This window comes from Acidaminococcus intestini DSM 21505 (genome assembly GCF_000425045.1).
Lineage (GTDB): Bacteria > Bacillota > Negativicutes > Acidaminococcales > Acidaminococcaceae > Acidaminococcus > Acidaminococcus intestini.
This window is the reverse complement of the sequence record NZ_AULA01000029.1, coordinates 15,647-35,471: the sequence shown is the minus strand read 5'-3', so window position 1 is coordinate 35,471 and position 19,825 is coordinate 15,647. Positions and strand designations below refer to the sequence as shown.

Genomic DNA, 19,825 nt, shown 5'->3' with positions numbered 1-19,825 from the left:
GGCAGTATCAGCATGAATATTACAGAAGTGAATTGAAAAAGCATGGAATTATACAGTCAATGTCGCGTAAGGGCAACTGCTATGACAACAGTATTATGGAGACCTTTTTTGGTCGGATGAAAAATGAAATGTATTACGGAAGCGAAAAAGAATACACCTCGTTCAAGGTATTTGCTAAAGCAGTGAAAGAATACATTCATTATTTCAACAAGGAAAGGATTCAGAAAAAAACAAAATGGATGCCTCCCGAAATATATCGGGAAACATCCACTAATGCCATTTAACTAATTTATATGCGTCCAGTTTTTGGGGTACACATCATTTTACCTCATAGTTTCCAACTTATCCACCTTTTGGAATCAAAAAAAGCGCCCTAATAGGGCGGCCTCCATTCAGGAAATTCTGAAACGATAGAAAGGTCAGGCGATGCGATATTGATGAATAAAAAAGAAGACCTGAAGATAGACAAAGAGTTCGGATAGTTCTTCCATGGTCTCGTCCCTGAAATCATGGAAGAGCTGGCCTTTATCCCCCATGAGGGCAAGTATAGCGGCAAGCACTGTGAGAAGGAACATGAGCCGGTTCTTTTTAAGACAGTGCAAGGTTTTTTGAACGTTCACGCTCTGATAGAAGAGATGGATGACCGCAGCCGATAAGAGTCCAATGGCGCCGTCTATGACACGATGATAGGGGAGGTCTTTCATGCTCCAGAAAACAGGTCCTGTCTCAGTCATTTCTTTTAGAAGAAAAATGCGGCCCCAGCTGATTTCCCTTCCGAAAAGAAGCAGGAAAAAGCTTGCCGCAAAAAGCCAATAAGAGGGCCTGTGAAGGTGCGTCTCCTGTGTGTAGTGATAGATGGACCAAATGATACCTGTAAGAAGGATCATGTTTTGACCCATTTCAATGGGTCCGTTTTCCCACGCAAAGGGGCCAGGAAGAAGGAAGCTGAGTGGGAACAGAACGAAAAAATAAAGAATGGCCGCCCTGGGCCAAAAGGAAGAGGCGGATGTTGTTGGATCTTTCATAACGGGCTCCTTCTTACTTGTATTTTGAGTAACTGGAAAGAAAAATTGACTCATGAATCTAATTTACAAAAATACATGTTTTTAAGAATTTTTGCAACAGGATTTTCATAAAATATTAATATTTTATTTATAAATTATTTATAATTAAACCGCAAAAAAAGACCGTCGATGAGCAATGATTTGTGCTTTCGGCGGCCTTTAATGCGGCTTCCTTATTTTTGAGCGGCTTTTTGGGCTTTGTGTTCCTTGAGCATTTTCTGCATGCAGGCAACAAGGGGCCAACCCAATTTTCTATGGTGATCGATGCAGCTGACACAGTGCCTGTGGCGGGGACAATCCACCGTGCAGGGGCAGTCATAGATCATATCTTCGTCACACATGTCAGTTCTCCTTTCGTAAGGCACGGAGCACATAGTCCCGGAGGACAAGGGCATTGTTTTCTTCTCTGCTTTTCTTAGCGTAGAGAAAGACGACAGGTCCTTTCTTGAGGGCTTCTTCAAGGAATTCAAGGAAAGGCGGAACGGCAGGATTCAAAGACAGTTCCTTTTCATAACGTTCCCTGAATCCCTGAAAATCCTCGTCATGGTCCTTGTACCAATCGTGAAGCTCCCGAGAGGGGGCAATCTGCTTAGCCCAAGTTGGAATGGCTTCTTTTTTTACCCCCCGCGGCCAGAGCCGGTCAACGAGAACCCGCTCTTCCGGGCCTTTCTCTGTGCGGTCATAGACACGCCGCAGCCATATTTCCATCAGTCCACTTTCTCAATGGCGGTAACGGGGCAGCCGTTCATGGCATCTTCTGCGGAGCTTTCAGCACCGGCAGGAACGGATTCAGCGGCTACGGCTTTATTATCATCTCCCATGGAAAAGACTTCAGGGCAGGTGGACGTGCAGAGTCCGCAGCCGATACAGCTGTCATTAACATGATATTTCATAAGTAACATCTCCCTCTGATGACTGATGGGAGTGGAGACCTTTCTATAAAAGGCCTGTCCAACCCTCTTTTCATCCCTTATTGTAAGGTGGGGCAGCAGGCTTGTCCGTTGCCATAACAACGAAATCTATTTTTTGTGACCATGAAAAAAGAAGCTGCGCAAGCGCAGCTTCGTAAGGAACGGATGCAGGAGCTTATTTCCAGAAGTCGAGATTGGAGTCGTCGAGACCAATATTTTTTGCCTTGAAAACTGGTTTTTTGCCTTCTGCAAGCTGACGTCCATAGTCTTTCATGACGGCAATGGCTGTTTTGTTCATGGCCATGATAGAGGGGATGTTCGTCAAACACATAAAGGCCATCGTGATATCGGCGAGGGCCCATGCGTTGTCCATGCTCATCCCGGCGCCGACGAAGATGACGATGACGGAGATGATGCGGTAGATGGTCATAGTAGATTTGGAGGGAGTCTTGCCGCCATTCAGGTAAGCTAGGCAGTTGTCGACATAAAAGAGGTTGCCCAAAAGGGTCGTGAAGGCAAACAGGACCATGGCAAAGGTGATCATGATCGGGCCAAAGGCACCAAAGTCAACTTGGGTAGCTGCTTGTACGTAAGGAGCCCCTGCCATCTCTTTGGTCGGGATGATCCCGGAGAACATGCAGATAAGGGCGGTGCAGGTGCAGAGAATGGTGTCGATGACGACAGAGAGCATCTGGACGAGACCTTGCTGGGCCGGGTGGGAAACGTCAGCGGCTGCAGCTGCGTTCGGAGCAGAACCAACGCCGGCTTCGTTGGAATAAAGGCCTCGCTTTATCCCAAACATCAGACAGGAAGCGCTGATGCCGCCCAGGATTTTCTGGAAGTTGAAGGCATCGGCAAAGACAGCGCCTAAGACGCTCGGAATCATATCAAGATGCATAAGGATGATGGCAAGGGAAAGCAGGACATAAAGGACGCCCATGATTGGAACGAGGGTCCCCGTTACATGAACGATACGTTTACCGCCGCCCATGACGCAGTAGCCAACCATTACGGCAAGAAGGCCACCGATGATCCAAGGCGTGGTGGCTTTGTCATAGAAGCCATATACAGAGAAGGTGGACTGCAGGTTGTAAGAAGCAAGCAAGTTGAAGCCGCCGGCATAGGTCACAATAAGGGCGATGGCAAAGGCAATGGCCAGCGCCTTGTTGTGGAGGGCTGTTTCAATGTAGTAGGCCGGGCCGCCGTAGCTGTCGCCATTTGCATCCTTGCGTTTGTAAACCTGGGCCAGGGTGCTTTCAATGAAGGCTGTGGCTGAACCAATCATGGCAATGGCCCACATCCAGAAGACGGACCCAAAGCCGCCCAGACACAGGGCCGTTGAAATCCCGATGATATTGCCCGTGCCGACACGGGACGCGGTCGAAACCATGAGGGCCTGGAAGGATGATATGGAGCCTTCTTTTTCCGGTTTTTCCATAATGACCCGGATGCTTTGACGCAGCCAGCGAAATTGAACAAAGCCCGTTGTAAAGGTGAAGTAAAGGCCAGCGGCGAGTAGGACGATGATGAGAATCGGATAATAGAGGACATCGTCCAGGGCAAGTAGAAATTCTGACATATGAATTGCCTCCTTTGGGGTTGAATCCACATCCGTTCCAATTGTGGATTGCTTTACTTTTATTGTATCATAAAAAGGCTGAAAACATGTCATTTTTGTGAAATATAGTGGGAATAATTTTATATTCGGAACATAATTAAGCAAAATGGAAAGGAATCTTGTATCACAATGCATAGGGGGAAAAGACTTGTTTTCAAAATCAGATAATTCACTGTCTTTTTGCACACCAAAAAGCCCGGCGGTGACGAAAAATCCCTGTATTATAAGGAGGGCTTCTTGAGGCGGCTAGGGAGATGGGATGAATTCCCCCCAAGCAAGGAGACAATGCAGGAATCCGCATGAGGGCAGGCGTGGAGGCAAACGAAATGAAAGGGACTATTTGCGTAATTATACCTTTTGTGGTATGCTATATGAGCGATTTTTTAAGTAATTAATGATGGTATGTCAGATAACCTACCAAATTCGAAGCTGACTGCCTGTGAGGAGGATTTTTTTAATGAGCGTTTCTGTAGAAAGAAAAGGTAACGAAGCAACTTTGAAATTCACTATTCCTGTTGAAGAAGTCGCAAAGGGTTTCGAAAGAGCCGTTGCCCGTGTCAACAAACAGGTCACAATTCCTGGCTTCAGAAAAGGAAAGGCTCCGCGCCGGGTCCTGGAAGCCCATGTCGGTAAGGATGCCATCAAGGAAGAAGCGTTCCAGATCCTTGCCAATGACAATTACAGAAAGGCTCTTGATGACAACAACTTCATTCCTGTTGCAGATCCCGAACTGAAGGATTCCACCTTGGAAGAAGGCAAAGAAATGGAAATGACCCTTTTGGTCACGCTCCGTCCGGAAGTTGAACTGGGTGAATACAAGAACCTCGATGTCAAGAAGGTTGTCCGTGAAGTCACTGACAAGGATGTGGACGATGCCATCAGCAACCTGCAGAAGCGGGCTGCTAAATTGGTTGATGCTCCGGAAGACCGGAAACTGGAAAAGGGAGACCTTGCTACGATTGACTTTGCCGGCACCATCGACGGTGAACCGTTTGAAGGCGGCGAAGGCAAGGGCTATCCTCTGGAAATCGGTTCCGGCAGCTTTATCCCTGGCTTTGAAGATCAAATGGTCGGCCTGAAAAAGGATGAATCCACCGATGTCAATGTAACGTTCCCGGAAGATTATGGCGCGAAGGAACTGGCTGGTAAGGCCGCTGTCTTCAAGGTCCATGTCCAGAATATCAAGGTTCGTGAAATTCCTGAAGTGACCGACGAACTGATTGAGAAAAACTCTGACAGTAAGACGATTGCTGAATTCCGCGAAAAGACCCTGGCCCGTCTGAAGAAATCTGAAGAAGATCAGTCTCAGGCCAACTATGAGCGGGATGTCATCAAGAAGGCCGTGGAGAATGCTTCCTTTGAAGTTCCGGAAGTTATGGTGACCCAGCGCGCCAACCAGATGGTGGACGAACTGACCATGAATCTCGAAGCACACCACATGAGCCTTCCGATGTATCTTCAGTATCTCGGCAAAGATGTGAAGACCTATCGGGATGAACAAAAACCGGTTGCTCTCGAAAACCTGAAGGCTGATCTCGTTCTTGACGCCATTGCCAAGAAGGAAGACCTTAAGGTAACGAAAGAAGAAACGCTGGCGGAAATGCAGAAGATTGCTGATACACAGGGTGCTACCCTTCATCAGGTCCAGAAAATCATTAAGGAAAATGGATCCCTGCCCCTGCTCGTTTCCAATATCATGCGCCGCAAAGCCGCTGATCTTGTACTCAGCTCTGCCAAAGGTGCAGCAGAAGCAAAAGAAGAAAAGACTGAAGAATAATCAACTGGGAGGTGGACCGCGTGAGTTATGTCCCTATTGTTGTTGAACAGACCAGCAAGGGCGAACGCAGTTATGATATTTACTCCCGACTTCTGAAAGATCGCATCATTTTTGTGACCGGAGAGATTGAAGATCATATGGCCAATCTGATTGTGGCCCAGCTCCTCTTTCTCGAATCGGAAGATCCGGATAAGGATATCCATCTCTACATCAATAGCCCTGGCGGCAGTGTGAGTGCTGGACTGGCCATTTATGACACCATGCAGTACATCCGTCCCGATGTTTCGACCATTTGCGTCGGCATGGCAGCCTCTATGGCCTCCATCCTCCTGGCAGCCGGAGCCAAGGGCAAACGGTTTGCCCTGCCCCATTCCCGTGTCATGATCCATCAGCCATTGGGCGGTGCCCAGGGCCAGGCCACGGATATTGAAATCCATGCCCGGGAGATCCTGCGCGTACGGGAAGAGATGAACCAGATTTTAGCAGCCCATACGGGGAAGGACCCAGAAACCATCAAATTGGATACGGAACGCGATCACTACCTGACCGCTGATGAGGCCTTGTCCTATGGCCTTATTGATCAGGTCGTAGCATCTCCGGTTCATGCTTGATTGATGGATAGAACCGTCTTGCCCCAATTGTAAGGAGGGGTGTCAGATGGCATTCGATGATAGTAAAGGCCCGTTCGATCAAGATTATACCTGCTCTTTTTGCGGTAAGAAGCAGAGTCAGGTCAAGAAACTGATTGCTGGCCATAATGTTTTCATTTGCGATGAGTGCGTTGCCCTGTGCAACGAGATGCTCGACAAGGAACTCAAGAAACCTGCGGGAGAAAAGATTACCGATCTCCCGAAGCCGAAGGAAATTAAAAAGATCCTCGACGAATATGTCATTGGACAGGACGACGCTAAAGTGGCTCTGTCCGTGGCTGTCTATAACCACTATAAACGCATCAATTACGAACAGGATCATCATTCTGATGTGGAATTGCAAAAATCCAATATCCTGATGCTGGGACCGACAGGAAGCGGGAAAACCCTCCTTGCACAAACCCTAGCTAAGATCCTGCAGGTGCCGTTTGCCATTGCGGATGCAACGAGCCTGACGGAAGCTGGTTATGTTGGGGAAGACGTGGAAAATATCCTGTTGCGTCTGATCCAAAATGCCGACTATGATATTCCGCTTGCGGAACGGGGCATCATTTACATCGATGAAATCGATAAGATTTCCCGTAAATCCGAAAATCCGTCCATTACCCGTGATGTATCGGGGGAAGGTGTGCAGCAGGCCCTACTTAAGATCCTTGAAGGGACCGTTGCTAATGTGCCGCCCCAAGGGGGACGGAAACATCCACATCAGGAATTGATTCAAATTGATACGACCAATATCCTCTTTATATGTGGCGGTGCCTTTGCTGGCCTCGAAAACGTCATCAATGCCCGCACGGGGAAGAAAAGCATGGGCTTTGGTGCAGAAATCGAGACACAGAAGGAAAAGGAAATGGCCAATCCTTTTAAGAAGGTCCTGCCTGAGGATTTTGTAAAGTATGGCCTGATTCCTGAATTTGTCGGTCGTCTTCCCGTTGTCGTCACCTTGGACCAGCTTGATGAAGCGGCCTTGGTCAAAATCCTGACGGAACCGAAGAACGCCCTGACTAAACAATATGAATCCTTCCTCGCCATGGATCATGTCGAGCTGGATTTTGACGATGATGCCCTGAAGGCCATTGCCCACGAAGCCTTGGCCCGTAAGGCCGGAGCTCGGGGACTTCGTGCCATCATTGAAGGCATCATGAAGAATGTGATGTATGAGGTCCCGAGCCGCGATGACGTTGAAAAATGCATCGTGACAAAGGATGTCGTTACGGCCCATAAGGAACCGGAACTGGTTCTTAAAAAGGTTGATGCAACTAAAAAAGCACGTAAAAATGCCTAGGAAAAAAGGAAAAGGGGGTCCCCTTTTCCCTTTTTCGCTATAAGGATGGTGAAACAGATGTCTGAAGTAGAAACAATGAGATTGCCTCTTCTTGCCCTTCGCGGCTTGATTGTCTTTCCAGGGATGATCATCAATCTTGACGTAGGGCGGGATCGCTCTATCAAGGCTGTAGAAACGGCTATGGCAACAACGAAACGGATTCTTTTGGTGACCCAGAAAGCAGCTGAAGAGGCTGATCCGACGGCGCAAGACTTGTATGGGTTCGGCGTTGTTGCAGAAATCAAACAGATGCTCAAGATGCCAAACGGCGCGATGCGCATCCTCGTAGAAGGACTTTATCGTGTAGAGGTCATCTCTGTCATCGATGAAGTTGGGATGAACTTGGAAGCCCATGTAGAAGTCAAAGAGGATACGGATAATAGGGGCAATGAAGTGGAAGCCCTGAAGCGTATGCTTGTAGAGACTTTTGAACAATGGGTGCTGGCAAGTAAGAAAGTGACAAGCGAAGTCATGCTGACCTTCAAGGATCAGCCTGATGCAGGCCGTGTCGCCGATATGATTGGCGGTTATTTGACCATTGATGTGCCGGAAAAGGAAAAACTCCTCGAAGCCATCAGTGTCAAGGAGCGGCTGCACCTTTTGTATACCTATCTGTGTAAGGAACTGGAAATCGTTACCCTTGAAAAGAACATTTCCCAGCAGGTCCGTAAGCAGATCGAACAGAATCAGCGTGAATATTATTTGCGAGAACAGATGAAAGCTATCAGCAAGGAACTCAACGAAGGGGACGAAAAGCAGTCCGAAGTGGATGAGTACAAGGCAAAGATGGCAAAACTGAATCTCCCGGAAGAGGTCAAAAAAGCCCTTGACAAGGAACTTGATCGGCTTCTCAAGATGCCCCCCATGATGGCTGAAAGTGCTGTCATCCGCAGTTATCTTGATACTTGTCTGAGTCTGCCCTGGGGCAAGATGACCCAGGATAATTACGACATTAAAAAAGCTGCCCAGATCCTTGATAAGGATCACTACGGCTTGAAGAAGGTCAAGGAACGGATCCTGGATTATCTTGCTGTCCGTGCCCTTACCAAGAGCAACCGTGGCCCTATTATCTGTCTTGTGGGTCCTCCCGGAGTCGGGAAGACGAGCCTTGCCCAAAGCATTGCCCGTGCTGTGAATCGAAAGTTTACCCGCATTTCCCTGGGTGGCGTCCGGGATGAAGCGGAAATCCGCGGTCATCGCCGAACCTATGTAGGCGCCCTGCCGGGCCGTTTGATCCATGGTATGATTGAATGCGGGACCGATAATCCGGTCTTCCTCCTGGATGAAGTGGATAAGATGGGAGCGGATTTCCGGGGAGATCCGGCCTCAGCCCTTCTTGAAGTCCTTGATCCGGAACAAAACAGCCATTTCAGCGACCACTACATTGAGTTTGCTTATGATATGTCGAATGTTTTCTGGATTGTAACGGCAAATACCGTCGAGACAATTCCGCCAGCCCTTTTGGACCGGTTGGAAGTCATCCAGCTTGACAGTTATACAGACGAAGAAAAAATCAAGATTGCCCAGCAGCATCTTTTGCCAAAAGAACGAAAACTCAGTGGGCTTCTTGCTAAGAACCTCACTTTGTCCCCCAAGACCTTGGAGCATATTATCCGAGACTATACGCGGGAAGCAGGTGTCCGTAACCTCGAACGCAAGATTGCCACTATCTGTCGTAAAGCAGCCCGCCGGATTGTTGAGAAAAAGATTGAAAAGGTTTCTGTCGGTGTGGCAAACCTCAAGGATTTTTTAGGACCTGCTGTCTATCTTGAAAGTGATATGAAGGCCAAAGCGGCTATTGGCGTCTGCACAGGTCTTGCTTGGACAAGTGTAGGCGGCGAGCTCCTCAAGATTGAGGTGGTTGTCTGTGAAGGCAAGGGCAAGCTGGTCCTCACGGGCCAATTGGGCGATGTCATGAAGGAATCAGCCCAGACTGCTTTTACCTATATTCGGTCCCGGGCCAAGGAGCTGGGCCTTGAACCGGATTTCAATGAAAAAATCGACATCCACATCCATGTCCCGGAAGGCGCTATCCCGAAAGATGGTCCGTCTGCAGGCATTACGATGGCAACGGCCATGGAATCGGCTCTTACCAAACGAAAGGTCAAGGCGGACCTTGCCATGACTGGTGAAATCACCCTAACCGGTCAGGTCCTACCCATTGGCGGACTTAAGGAAAAGGTCCTTGCAGCGGCTCGTTACCAGATCAAGACGATTCTCTTGCCTCGTCAGAACGAACAGGATCTGGAAGAGTTGCCTGATCATGTTAAGAAATCCATGAAGTTCATCCCTGTAGATCACATGGATCAAGTCACGAAACTTGCTTTGGAGGCATAACAATTATGGTAATGACGCAGTGGGATATTGTCGGCGGCGAATTTGTCGCGTCAGCCGTCAAGGCCACCCAGTACCCGCAGGATACGGTGGATGAAGTTGCATTTATTGGTCGCAGCAATGTAGGTAAATCTTCCCTGCTCAATTCGCTGGCAAGGCGAAAGGGATTGGCTCGCGTCAGCAGTTCTCCTGGTAAGACCCAAACGATTAATTTCTATTCTTTTCGTGCCAAGAAAACAACGGAGAAAGAACCGCTGCGTCATACCTTTTATGCAGTGGACCTGCCAGGGTATGGTTTTGCCCGGACCAGTCAGAGCCAAAAGAACCAGTGGTCTGCTTTTATCTGCAAGTATATGGAAAATTCCCGGGACCTGAAGCTTGTCTGTATCCTTATGGATATCCGTCACGCACCCATGGAAAGCGATATTGACTGCTACCAGTGGCTCCTTAGTCTGGGAATCCCTCTTATGATTATTTTGACGAAGTCGGATAAGCTCAATAAAGGAGCTGTGGCGGCTCAAAAGGAACTTTATAAGAAAACTTTTGGTCTTGATGATGATCGCATCCTGACCTACACCTCGACGGCCCACACAAACCGGCGAGAACTAATCGAACGGATTTTGGCTACGTTGGGACACTGAACCCCATGATCAAAGGCCGGCAGCAAGGAATTGATATCCTTTGCTGCCGGCCTTATCCCTTTTATCTTGATTTTCGCAGACGTTCCAGGAATTGGGTGAGGATGCGAGCCGTAATGCCCCAGATGAGCCGTTCTTTATAACGATAGAAATAGATATCGTAGGAATGCTGCATGACCCAATCTTCCTTTTCCGGGGTTTCAAGTTCCGGCGGGAATCCTTCCAGCCGTTTGGATCCAATGGCCACCTTGCCTTTTTTCGGGGTGAGGGAAAGGAGTGTTTCTACTGGAATCGTGAAAAGTTCTGCAACCTCGTCTTGCTCAATGGTGAGAGGGCAATCTTTGGGGAGGATTCCCACATAGGGATAGATCAGGGGACCCATGACGCCATAAAAGTAATCGAGCGGGCCCAGGAGTGTAATTTCATTTTGGGGGATTCCCAGTTCTTCCGATGTTTCCCGAAGGGCTGTATCGCTGAGGTTCCGGTCCATGTCCTCTCGATGTCCGCCGGGAAAACAGATATCGCCTGGCTGCCAGGTAAGCGCCGAGGAACGGACTTCAAATAAGATTTCCCACCCCTTAGGGCCTTCAATGAGAGGTAGAAGGACAGCTGATTCCCAGATATGGAGTGTACTGTCAATGGAAGATGGTTGGGAAGGGATGATCCGGCGCAGTGTGTCTATTGCTTGAAAAGTCATAGGTGGGGATATCCTTTCGTTAGGGTTTCCTATAGTGTAACTGATTTTCCCTTTTCGGTAAAGAGACGAAAAAACTTGACAAGGACCTTTCCATGATTTATTATACAGGGAAACATAAAGCACAAGTCGGGTTACCGACCGGGCCGAATAGGCAGCAGGTAGATAAGGCATCTGCGGGACACAGCAGCGTTCCGCAGGTGTTATTTTTATCCCGTGTTTTTTCTTACATTTTCTGAGAATAGAAAGGTGATCAGCGTGAGACGGTCCTTGAAACAACAGTCCTCCAGCGATATTGCGATGCACGTTTCCTACGTAAGTATCCTTGTCAATCTAGTCCTTAGTGTGGGTAAATTTGTAGCCGGCATCATGGGCCATTCATCGGCCATGATTTCTGATGCCATTCATTCCGCTTCCGATGTTTTCAGTACCATCATCGTAATCTTTGGTGTCCTTTTGGCTAGCCGTTCCTCAGATGCAGACCATCCTTATGGACATGAAAAGCAGGAATATGTTGCGACCCTCTTTCTGGCCTTTGTCCTTATGTTCACAGGCCTTGGCATAGGCTATGAAGGGCTTCAGTCCATCCTCCATAAGACGTATCTAGACCGTGAATCGCCGGCCCTGATTGCCATGGCAGCTGCCATTGTTTCTATTGTTACCAAGGAAGCTATGTTTTGGTATACCATCAGGGCTGCAAGAAAAATCAACTCCGGTGCCCTATCGGCAGATGCTTGGCATCATCGCAGTGATGCTCTTTCTTCGATTGGGTCCTTCATCGGAATTTTGGGGGCGCGTATGGGTTATGGCATCATGGATCCCTTGGCTTCTGTTGTCATCTGTTTGATGATTATCCATGCCTCGATTGGTATTTTTCGGGATGCTTCCGATAAGCTCGTCGACCATGCGGCCAATGGCCGTACCATCGAGGAAATGAAAAGTTTCGTTATGAAGCAGTGTGGCGTAACCGGGATCGATTCGCTCCGTACCCGTATGTTTGGTGCTAAGATGTATGTCGATATCGACATTGTTGCCGACGGGAACCTGACCCTTTTTCAAGCGCACCGCATTGCTGATGAAGTCCATGATACAATTGAGCGGCATTTCCCGGAAGTCAAGCACTGCATGGTCCATGTTTCGCCGGATCCGGAAATTGCTGCAAAAGATAATACGAAAACAAATATTTTTTGCCCCATCGGATCCAATCGGATTACAGGGGAAAGCTAACCTGAAATTTGAAATGAGGGAGGGCGATGAGAATATGAGAGGCTTATATTCTCATCGCCCTCCTTTTTTTGGGAAAAAGGCAGTGGCGGAAGAAAATGAGGATCTTCTTTATAGGGGATGAAGGCGGGACTTCTACCTGGTTCAGTCAGATAAGGCGTAAGGAGCATAACTACTTCAGTGCGCGTTTTTTTGCGAGACCGAAAGGTAAAGAGATTCCCTAACAGGGGCAGTTTTGATAGGAGCGGGATGGTTTCCAGACGTTTTTGTTCCTCATCACTGATCAGGCCGCCGATGACGAGGGTTTCGCCTTCCAGAAGACGAACATTCGTATCCGCCGTTCGGCTTGTAATCCGGTAATTGTGGAGCTCTGAAATTAGGGTTGGGGTGCTGACTTCCGTATGGACCGAAGCCGTGATAACGCCATCAGGACCGACAATGGGGGTGTAAGAAAGGCGGATACCCGCATCTACATATTCTGTCGAGGTTGTCGTGGTGCCGTTGGAAACTTTTTCCGTAACGACAGGGATATGGTCACCAATGAAGATTTTTCCTTCTTTTCCTGGCACGGTGACAATGCGGGGCGTGGCAAGGACCTTTGCCTTTCCTTTTTGACAGAGAGCAGAAAGGATGCCTTGAAAGGAGCCCGTATAGCCATGCCCAAGATGGAAGGTACCGCCATCTGTTTCTTCGCTATTTTGCTGCGGCAGTCCGCTCCATTTCCACTGGAGGCCCAATTCGCGGGAGGCGTCTTCCTGCAGGGAGAGAATTCGGGCTTCCAAGGTTACCTGTTTTTGCAGCCGGTCCATGCGGGCAAGGACCTTTTGGGCCCGCGCTTGATCTCCAGGACTTCCCAGCACAAAAAGAGTATTGCTTGTCTGATCAAAGGATAGGGGCGCCTTGATGAGGGGCTTCAAGGTTTCAGCCGCTTCCTTTGCTGGAACGTAGGAAAGAGGGTAGGCTGTGAGTGCACCGAACCCTCTTTCCATGGTCCCTGCCGGAGCTACGATGGTGACGTCCCCGACTGTTTCAAGGAAAAGCCCTTGGGAAGCGGCAGCAAGACGGAGGGCTTCTTCGTAAGGCACGTCATGAAGGGTGAGGGAAAGTTCCCCCGTAAGGGCTTCAGGAAAGACAATGTTTTTTCCACTCATGGAAGCCAGGGAACGAAAGACTTCTTCGGTCGGCGCTTTTTTTACGGATAGACTGACCAAGGGACCGGCAAAGGCTCTGCCGCATACAAAAAGTAAAAGGCACAGGAAGAAAAAACGTTTCATGGAATCACCTCACCAACGGGGATGACCATATTGTTCCAGATGATCGAATCGGAATGGATGGCGCGCACTTGCCCTCTTTGTGGAATCTTATCCATGGTTTCCAGCAGATAGGTCTTTTCTGGGCCTATGAAGAGTGCTTTGCGGCATCCGTCGACCGTGAGGATTCCGCTAAGGCGCAGCATTGGGCTTTCAGTCTTTTCCCTTTTCCCAAAAGGGAAAGGGGAATCATCTTTAGCCGTAGGAAAGGGATGCGGCACAGGGGAATGGGAATGAAACAACCCTTCAAAAGGATCCCTACGGGGCGGCACAAGACCTGCTTTTTCTTCTTTCTGGGGGAGTACGGGTATAATGGCAGGCGGTGGGGAAAGGGGCTCATTGGGCAAGGAATCTTTTGGACGGAAGATGAGAACGCCAATAAGAAGCGGAAAGGGAAAAAGGAAGAAAATTCTTTTTTTTCTTTCTTTCAAGGCTTTTTTCAGGGCTGATGGATGAATCATTATTCCTCCTTTGAAAGATATGACAGAAATATTCAGCTTTTTTTAGAAAAGTATGATACTCTATTAAAAGAACGCTTAATAACGTCTTTTATTATACTGATTCCTGTTCTTTTTTCCTACCCCGATTGATTAAAAGGGGGGCGCTTCATGGTAAAAGGCTGTTTTCTCGTGACGAACGTCCCTTTTTTCGCATTATCTGCTTTATTATATGGAGGAATGATGATGAGCCAATCCCAGACACAGCAAGCCCCTTTTTTTCAAGAGGCGCTTTTTTCCAATGCCGGCAGAGATGATGGAAATATCATTGCCGCTTCCAAGAAAATCCTTGAAGTCTGTCTGGATCTGTCTGTCAGCGATGTCCATTTGGAACCGCAAAAAAATGGACTTCGCATCCGCGGACGCATGGATGGTGTCCTGCAGGACCTTATGCGGATTCCACCGGTCATGCAGGATGCTTTGATTTCCCGCTATAAAATTATGGCCCGCATGGATATTGGAGAAAAACGCCTGCCCCAGGATGGCCGTATCCAAATGACTTACCAGGACCGTTCCATTGATATCCGTGTTTCTTCCCTTCCTACGCTTTACGGAGAAACGCTTGTCATGCGCCTTTTAGACAGTGGAAAAGGTCTTTACTCCCTGGACCATCTGGGGTTTTCAAAAGAAAACCTGGAACGGCTTTATCAGCTTCTGCATGAACCTTATGGACTGATTCTGGTAACCGGACCGACGGGATCGGGGAAATCTTCAACGCTTTATGCCATTTTGCAGGCCCTCAATGAATCCGGTCGGAGCCTTGTTACCGTGGAAGATCCCATCGAATATCAGATTGACGGCATCAGCCAGGTTGCCGTGCACCCCAAGATTGGCCTCACTTTTGCCAGATGCTTGAGAAGCATCCTCCGACAAGACCCGGACCTGATTGTCGTAGGTGAGATCCGTGATCGGGAAACGGCAGAAATGAGTGTCCATGCCGCGCTCACCGGTCATCTTGTCTTCAGTACGCTTCATACCAACACCGCGGTTGGTGCTGTAAGCCGTCTTCTTGACCTAGGGGTTGATTCCTATCTTGTGGCTTCGGCCCTGAAGGGAATTGTGGCCCAGCGTCTTTTGCGACGGCTCTGCCTCCAGTGCAGGACGGCCTATGCCGTTGGGGAAAATAGTTGGGAAAGGACGTATTTTTCTCTCAAGGGGCCGCTTCATCTTTTCCATGCGTCCAGCTGTGCCCATTGCCGAGGAACGGGATACAGCGGGCGTCTTGCGGTTCAGGAAGTTTTTCCTTTTGACGAGGCGTGCCGTCAGGCTGCTGCCCGAGGACTGGGTGAGAAGGCCCTGCTTGAGCTTGGTCGTCAGCAGCAGGTTGCTTCCCTTTTCGAAGATGGCCGCGCAAAAGTTCTTGCTGGAGAGACCTCGCCGGAAGAAATGCTTCGCGTCTTAGGCCCCTTAGAGAAGAAATAACCACTGCCTCTGTTGTTTTTTGGACGCTTTTTGGATAAGATAGGTGCGGAGAGCCCTTATTTTTCTTCCAACCAGTTCGTTTCACTCGATTTTATTCAAAAAGGAGATTTCTTATGTGGCTTTTATGGAATTTGTTTGACCTTGCCGGAACCCTATCTTTTGCTGTTTCCGGTGCCATTGTGGGTGCTGTCAAACGGATGGATATTTTTGGCATTTCCGTTCTTGCCATCCTGACGGCAGTAGGCGGCGGTATGATTCGCGATGTCTTGTCCGGTCATATTCCTCCGGCAGCACTGCGCAATCCTGTTCCCATAGGACTGGCCCTATTGGCTGCTATTGTAACCAGTTACTGTATCTCTTCGTACCGTTTGGAGGGCCGGAGAAAAAAGTTCCTCAATCTTCTTTATATTGCTGCTGATACCATTGGCCTTGCTTCCTTTACGGTTACAGGAACCATGGTAGGCCTTTCGGATGGAGAACCAGAATCCTATATTTTTCCTGTTGTCCTAGGACTTTTAACGGCAGTGGGCGGTGGTGTCCTGCGGGATCTCATGGCGCAAAAGATTCCTGTCGTCCTTGTAATGGATGTTTATGCCACGGCTTCTATTGCGGGAAGTATCATGATCTGTCTCTGTTGGCGTTTTGGGGCCATGGATCTTGCCCCTATCATTGGGGCCCTTGTGGTAATCATTCTCCGCGTGCTTGCCGTGCAGTTTAAATGGCAGCTCTACCGACCGGTAAAGTAAAATAGAGGTAGGGAAGAAGGACATTCATCCTTTCTTCCTTGCCTCTTTTTTATGTATGTTCTTGTCCTCTCAGCTAGATATGACGAGGCCAAGATGGCCATTGCCGACAGTGGTCGATTCTCCCTCAAGCTGCTTTGAAACGGGATTTTTATTGCGGTTGTCTTGATAAGAAATGTGAACTTGCTATGGCATGCAAGGCTGTTGGTTCACTTGAATGTCTGTGTCTTACGTTTTTTCTGGCTTTTTGCAGCTTAGGTTTTGATGGGGACAGATACGAAGATCCATCGGCCTCGGTGACGAAGCAAACGTGCTGCTTGTCACAGTGATCCAACCATCGTGTTTTTTTCAGTTATCTAATTTGGAGGGGAACAGATTATCCAGATGCCAGCAAAGAAGCTGCCGACTGACAATGCGGATGGGCCGATATGCGGATATGCGGCGTAAGCCTGTGCTCTTTCCGCTAACAAACGTAAAAATTCCTGAAAGTGGATCGAACGGCGACGGTATTTGGAGGATGACTTTGGAATGAGAGTGTGGTACGAGGCTTTTTGCGAAACATCATGCCCCCATTATTTTCAGAAGTATCTTTTTTAAGCAATGGGGCAAGTAACCCCATCCAATCGGAACGATTTTGGCACTGCCCAACAATGAATCGCAAAATTTCACCGCATCCGCAAAAGCTTTGCGCAGTCGGTTAAGGGGGAGCTTCCGCGGCATATCCCAGGGCAAGGGCACAGATTGGTTCGCAGCGGCTTTTTAGTGTGTGGCATAATTTCAGGGCAGGCAAAATAAGTATTGCAGATCCAGAGACTGCCAAGCTCCAGACTGTCAGCCGTAAGACACCCATTTTCGACGGCAGCGTCAATGGACGGGGCGTAGCAAATTCCCGATACCCGTTCGTCCCAGCTGAGGGTGTGATCCAGACGGCAGCCTAGATCATTCATGACAAAGATCAGGACGGGGGCCTCTTTCATGATTCCTACTGTAACGATGAAATGCTGGGCTGACGATTCTTGGAAGCCGGGGCCAGCAGACCGGTTTAGAGGATTTGTTCTACAAAGTCCTGGGGAACGGGGCTATGCTTATAGTTTCGGATGCTGCGCCGCAGAGCGATAGAAGCAATCATGCTGAAAATCCTTTCCTCGTTGATTGAAAAAAGGGCTGTGAAGAAACGAGATGATCATTTCCTCACAGCCTCATTGAATTGTATTACCGCATATTGATGAACTGGACGTCGATGCCGAAATCATCACTGCGGATGAGTTGGATGACGGCCTGCAGATCATCTTTTTTGGGCCCGGAGACCCGGATTTGATTATCCATTTGCTGGGTCGTGACTTTGATCTTCGATGCCTTGATGGCAGCAATGATCTTTTTAGCGGTTTCCTTATCAATGCCCTGCTTTAAGGTGACTGTTTGGCGGACCGTTCCTTTCGCAGCCGGTTCAACCTTACCGGGTTCCAAGGCACGCAGGCTGAGCCCCCGCTTAGCCATGCGCTGGCGCAGGATGTCAAGGATGGCGCCTAGCTTGTATTCGTCTTCTGCGGTCATCTTGAGGCTTTCATCAACAAGTTCAATGGCAGCGGCTGATCCCCTGAAATCGTAGCGTTGGGAAATTTCTTTTCTCGTTTGGTTCAGGGCATTGTCAAGTTCCTGCATATCCAATTGGGAGACGATGTCGAAAGAGCTGTTTTTTGCCATGTATAAGTTCCTCCTTTGGCATTTTCCTGTAGTTATGGATTGACGCGGACGGAAACTTCAAACATGCGGTTCCAAGGAAACTCGATGGTATAATCGGTTCCTTTTACGTCCGGTTCATCACTGATGTAGGTCTTGAAGAGCCGATTTGTCCGGCTAAGGATCTTGTTATAATATTTTCCAAGATCATACTTGAGTTTTACATTGTGACGGTCCATTTCAAGGGACACACGGTAACGCACATTGGCTTGATAGATCCAGTCATCAAGGAGCCGGATCTTGAGCAGGCGGAGCCGGTCTGGTTCAGACATTCGTTTGGCCAAGATTCCTTGGGAAAGGGCAAAGCCGATGCTGTTGTCCGATGTATTCCATCCAGAATAGGCCGTAAGGTCAAGCAGGGCTTTTTTATGGGAGAGCGCTTCCATAAATCCGTTATCGGCGCCATTGGCATAGGCAATGTCGGCCAAGGCAATGGGCTTCATGCGTTCAAGGTCCGCAATCTGGGCAGCAAATTCCTTGTTGGCGCGGTTGCTGTAGGGGGCATTCTCATTGGCTGTGGAATCGCGGCAAATACCATCATCCGGTGTGTTGACTGCAAGGATGAGGTCTGCTTTTTTAGTGCTTGAAGCAATCTTGCCGCCAATGGCGATAATCTGGTTATGTACCGAATTTTCGGCACTTTCATCTGTATACAAGGGAACGGTGCTGCCTCCTGTCCCAGGAGCAAAAAGTGGATAGACTGCGGGCTTATCGCCGCGGATTTCGTTGATGGCCCGCGTGACCAAGGTGAGTCCCAGCTGGTCGACTCCAGGGACAATTTGGAACTGTTTCTTATTCATGCCGTTTCCCAAATTTTCCAGGATGCGTGCTTCCATGTGGGTCTGGGAAAGGGGGGCGTCATCATCCTTGCCGATGGCAAGAAAATGAAAGCCATCCCGCTGGGCCATGCGGATAAGGCGTTTATTGGTCTGGAGATTCACCAGACGCCTCGTACGCCAATCCTTTAGATCATTTGCCGGAATGGAAAGGGTCAGCTGGTTTTTTTCCCGCTCTTCTGTTTCCGTAAGGCCTTCCATGTCCTCCTTGTCCGCCAGTTGGGAAAGACGGAAGATCTTGGGCCCATATGTCTCATAATAGGCGGGTTCAACAGAGGCCACACTTTGACGGGGCGTCCGCATGATTGTACTGAACGCGTAGATCTTAAGGCCAGGATTATTTTTGTGGAGCGTGTCGAGGCGCACAATTTTTCCCCGGAGGTATTTTTCCAGGTGATGATGCTTCCTTGAGGCGACAAGGCCCCCGTAGTTGAGACTGTCCGTTGCAATGACAGCGGCCTCGGCGTGAGGGGCTTCGGTTTCCAACCATTCCCAAAGGCCCTCGTTGTCGCCGACGCTCTTATGGTTGGAAAGATATTTCTCCGGTGGGACAGTCAGGGGATAACCGGCTGCTTTGGCCGTATCGACCGTATATTCAAGGTTTACAGGACGGTTGTCCAAGGGAATGTAGATGATCTTGGGAGAGGCAGCCGCAAGGCCTGAAAATAGTAAGAGCGCTGCCGCGCTTCCTAAGAGATATTTCTTGATCTGCAAGAGCTTCCATCATCCTTTCTGGGAATGGAACCGGCTATGTTCCATCATCGTAATGAAACTATTATATCGTATTTGTCTCATTTTTTCACACCTTTTGTGATTTTAGCCGGCCTACGCTTTCATCACTGTGGAAAGCCGCCGCAGTCAGGGGAAAAAGAGGAAGAACCGTATCCCCTAGTACTCTGATGTGGTATAATGAGCAAAAGGACATTGCCTAAGAAGGGAGATGCCCTTGGTTTTGTATGCCTTCTTTAACGTGAATCAATCTTCTAAGAATATAAGGAAGTTGGGGGACAGTACCTCTTGCTTCATTTTTATGGAAAGGAGCC

20 protein-coding genes are annotated in these 19,825 nt (G+C 48.7%); 9 read left to right on the top strand and 11 right to left on the bottom strand.

Features of this window, described 5'->3' with window-relative positions; genetic code table 11:
- Positions 1 to 284: IS3 family transposase (locus tag H503_RS0108735; RefSeq protein ID WP_026385417.1), on the top strand; the 284-nt coding region annotated here is incomplete at its 5' end.
- 135 nt (positions 285 to 419) lie between these two features.
- Here H503_RS0108735 and H503_RS0108730 read toward each other — a convergent pair.
- The 5 genes from H503_RS0108730 to H503_RS0108710 all read right to left on the bottom strand — a co-directional run bounded on the left by H503_RS0108730 (position 420) and on the right by H503_RS0108710 (position 3,554).
- Positions 420 to 1,025, bottom strand: a complete 606-nt coding sequence (locus tag H503_RS0108730; protein ID WP_009015638.1) for a hypothetical protein — start codon at positions 1,023 to 1,025, stop codon at positions 420 to 422.
- A 212-nt stretch (positions 1,026 to 1,237) separates the two neighbouring features.
- A complete protein-coding gene (locus tag H503_RS12520; RefSeq protein ID WP_014128015.1) occupies positions 1,238 to 1,405 on the bottom strand; it encodes a hypothetical protein in 168 nt (55 codons plus the stop codon).
- A gap of 1 nt (position 1,406) precedes the next feature.
- Positions 1,407 to 1,772, bottom strand: coding sequence for a DUF488 domain-containing protein (locus H503_RS0108720; RefSeq protein WP_014128016.1), 366 nt, complete (start codon positions 1,770 to 1,772; stop codon positions 1,407 to 1,409).
- Positions 1,772 to 1,957: a ferredoxin gene (locus H503_RS0108715; RefSeq protein ID WP_014128017.1), complete on the bottom strand. Its 186-nt coding sequence runs from the start codon at positions 1,955 to 1,957 to the stop codon at positions 1,772 to 1,774. The genes H503_RS0108720 and H503_RS0108715 overlap by 1 nt, the downstream gene beginning before the upstream one ends.
- A 193-nt stretch (positions 1,958 to 2,150) precedes the next feature.
- Positions 2,151 to 3,554: an alanine/glycine:cation symporter family protein gene (locus tag H503_RS0108710; protein ID WP_026385677.1), complete on the bottom strand. Its 1,404-nt coding sequence runs from the start codon at positions 3,552 to 3,554 to the stop codon at positions 2,151 to 2,153.
- Positions 3,555 to 4,050: 496 nt separating this feature from the next.
- On the opposite strand from H503_RS0108710, the gene tig reads away from it, so the two are divergent.
- Genes tig through yihA form a run of 5 tightly spaced genes read left to right on the top strand, consistent with a single transcriptional unit; the run spans position 4,051 to position 10,319 of the window.
- The gene (gene tig / locus H503_RS0108705) at positions 4,051 to 5,370 is read left to right on the top strand and encodes a trigger factor (RefSeq protein WP_009015634.1); all 1,320 of its coding nucleotides are present in this window, start codon (positions 4,051 to 4,053) and stop codon (positions 5,368 to 5,370) included.
- Between the two features lie 20 nt (positions 5,371 to 5,390).
- Positions 5,391 to 5,981 carry an ATP-dependent Clp endopeptidase proteolytic subunit ClpP gene (gene clpP, locus H503_RS0108700; RefSeq protein ID WP_016459757.1) on the top strand — a complete coding sequence of 197 codons (591 nt, stop codon included), beginning with the start codon at positions 5,391 to 5,393 and terminating at the stop codon, positions 5,979 to 5,981.
- Positions 5,982 to 6,027: 46 nt separating this feature from the next.
- Positions 6,028 to 7,305, top strand: a complete 1,278-nt coding sequence (gene clpX, locus H503_RS0108695) for an ATP-dependent Clp protease ATP-binding subunit ClpX (RefSeq protein ID WP_009015632.1) — start codon at positions 6,028 to 6,030, stop codon at positions 7,303 to 7,305.
- A 57-nt stretch (positions 7,306 to 7,362) separates the two neighbouring features.
- Complete coding sequence (gene lon / locus H503_RS0108690; RefSeq protein WP_026385676.1) at positions 7,363 to 9,681, top strand: endopeptidase La; 2,319 nt, start codon at positions 7,363 to 7,365, stop codon at positions 9,679 to 9,681.
- A 5-nt stretch (positions 9,682 to 9,686) separates the two neighbouring features.
- Positions 9,687 to 10,319: a ribosome biogenesis GTP-binding protein YihA/YsxC gene (gene yihA, locus H503_RS0108685; RefSeq protein ID WP_009015630.1), complete on the top strand. Its 633-nt coding sequence runs from the start codon at positions 9,687 to 9,689 to the stop codon at positions 10,317 to 10,319.
- Between the two features lie 61 nt (positions 10,320 to 10,380).
- Here the strand turns inward: yihA and H503_RS0108680 are convergent, their stop codons facing one another.
- Positions 10,381 to 11,013, bottom strand: a complete 633-nt coding sequence (locus tag H503_RS0108680; protein ID WP_009015629.1) for an NUDIX hydrolase — start codon at positions 11,011 to 11,013, stop codon at positions 10,381 to 10,383.
- 267 nt (positions 11,014 to 11,280) lie between these two features.
- On the opposite strand from H503_RS0108680, the gene H503_RS11975 reads away from it, so the two are divergent.
- Positions 11,281 to 12,237: a cation diffusion facilitator family transporter gene (locus H503_RS11975; protein WP_197736359.1), complete on the top strand. Its 957-nt coding sequence runs from the start codon at positions 11,281 to 11,283 to the stop codon at positions 12,235 to 12,237.
- On the opposite strand, the gene H503_RS0108670 is transcribed toward H503_RS11975, so the two are convergent.
- On the bottom strand, positions 12,234 to 13,508 hold the full coding sequence (locus H503_RS0108670; protein WP_009015627.1) for a type II secretion system protein GspD: 1,275 nt from the start codon (positions 13,506 to 13,508) through the stop codon (positions 12,234 to 12,236). The two genes, H503_RS11975 and H503_RS0108670, sit on opposite strands and share 4 nt — an antisense overlap.
- On the bottom strand, positions 13,505 to 14,005 hold the full coding sequence (locus H503_RS0108665; RefSeq protein WP_009015626.1) for a hypothetical protein: 501 nt from the start codon (positions 14,003 to 14,005) through the stop codon (positions 13,505 to 13,507). Before H503_RS0108665 ends, H503_RS0108670 begins: the two co-directional genes overlap by 4 nt.
- 216 nt (positions 14,006 to 14,221) lie before the next feature.
- Here H503_RS0108665 and H503_RS0108660 point away from each other — a divergent pair, with 216 nt between their 5' ends.
- Positions 14,222 to 15,463 (top strand): GspE/PulE family protein, encoded by a 1,242-nt coding sequence (locus H503_RS0108660; protein WP_226828494.1) that lies wholly within the window; start codon positions 14,222 to 14,224, stop codon positions 15,461 to 15,463.
- A 113-nt stretch (positions 15,464 to 15,576) separates the two neighbouring features.
- The gene (locus H503_RS0108655; protein ID WP_009015624.1) at positions 15,577 to 16,209 is read left to right on the top strand and encodes a trimeric intracellular cation channel family protein; all 633 of its coding nucleotides are present in this window, start codon (positions 15,577 to 15,579) and stop codon (positions 16,207 to 16,209) included.
- Positions 16,210 to 16,871: 662 nt separating this feature from the next.
- Here the strand turns inward: H503_RS0108655 and H503_RS0108650 are convergent.
- The 3 genes from H503_RS0108650 to H503_RS0108640 form a co-directional block, all read right to left on the bottom strand.
- A complete protein-coding gene (locus H503_RS0108650; protein WP_022227222.1) occupies positions 16,872 to 17,183 on the bottom strand; it encodes a nitroreductase family protein in 312 nt (103 codons plus the stop codon).
- A gap of 235 nt (positions 17,184 to 17,418) precedes the next feature.
- Positions 17,419 to 17,910: a YajQ family cyclic di-GMP-binding protein gene (locus H503_RS0108645; RefSeq protein ID WP_009015622.1), complete on the bottom strand. Its 492-nt coding sequence runs from the start codon at positions 17,908 to 17,910 to the stop codon at positions 17,419 to 17,421.
- A 32-nt stretch (positions 17,911 to 17,942) separates the two neighbouring features.
- Positions 17,943 to 19,496 (bottom strand): DUF4127 family protein, encoded by a 1,554-nt coding sequence (locus tag H503_RS0108640; RefSeq protein WP_009015621.1) that lies wholly within the window; start codon positions 19,494 to 19,496, stop codon positions 17,943 to 17,945.
- Positions 19,497 to 19,825: the final 329 nt, after the last annotated feature.

Bases quoted from the DNA above. Each gene is read 5' to 3' on its own strand.
- H503_RS0108730 (WP_009015638.1), bottom strand. From the start codon at position 1,025: ATGAAAGATCCAACAACATCCGCCTCTTCCTTTTGGCCCAGGGCGGCC.
- H503_RS12520 (WP_014128015.1), bottom strand. From the start codon at position 1,405: ATGTGTGACGAAGATATGATCTATGACTGCCCCTGCACGGTGGATTGT.
- H503_RS0108720 (WP_014128016.1), bottom strand. From the start codon at position 1,772: ATGGAAATATGGCTGCGGCGTGTCTATGACCGCACAGAGAAAGGCCCG.
- H503_RS0108715 (WP_014128017.1), bottom strand. From the start codon at position 1,957: ATGAAATATCATGTTAATGACAGCTGTATCGGCTGCGGACTCTGCACG.
- H503_RS0108710 (WP_026385677.1), bottom strand. From the start codon at position 3,554: ATGTCAGAATTTCTACTTGCCCTGGACGATGTCCTCTATTATCCGATT.
- tig (WP_009015634.1), top strand. From the start codon at position 4,051: ATGAGCGTTTCTGTAGAAAGAAAAGGTAACGAAGCAACTTTGAAATTC.
- clpX (WP_009015632.1), top strand. From the start codon at position 6,028: ATGGCATTCGATGATAGTAAAGGCCCGTTCGATCAAGATTATACCTGC.
- lon (WP_026385676.1), top strand. From the start codon at position 7,363: ATGTCTGAAGTAGAAACAATGAGATTGCCTCTTCTTGCCCTTCGCGGC.
- yihA (WP_009015630.1), top strand. From the start codon at position 9,687: ATGGTAATGACGCAGTGGGATATTGTCGGCGGCGAATTTGTCGCGTCA.
- H503_RS0108680 (WP_009015629.1), bottom strand. From the start codon at position 11,013: ATGACTTTTCAAGCAATAGACACACTGCGCCGGATCATCCCTTCCCAA.
- H503_RS0108670 (WP_009015627.1), bottom strand. From the start codon at position 13,508: ATGAAACGTTTTTTCTTCCTGTGCCTTTTACTTTTTGTATGCGGCAGA.
- H503_RS0108665 (WP_009015626.1), bottom strand. From the start codon at position 14,005: ATGATTCATCCATCAGCCCTGAAAAAAGCCTTGAAAGAAAGAAAAAAA.
- H503_RS0108660 (WP_226828494.1), top strand. From the start codon at position 14,222: ATGATGATGAGCCAATCCCAGACACAGCAAGCCCCTTTTTTTCAAGAG.
- H503_RS0108655 (WP_009015624.1), top strand. From the start codon at position 15,577: ATGTGGCTTTTATGGAATTTGTTTGACCTTGCCGGAACCCTATCTTTT.
- H503_RS0108650 (WP_022227222.1), bottom strand. From the start codon at position 17,183: ATGAAAGAGGCCCCCGTCCTGATCTTTGTCATGAATGATCTAGGCTGC.
- H503_RS0108645 (WP_009015622.1), bottom strand. From the start codon at position 17,910: ATGGCAAAAAACAGCTCTTTCGACATCGTCTCCCAATTGGATATGCAG.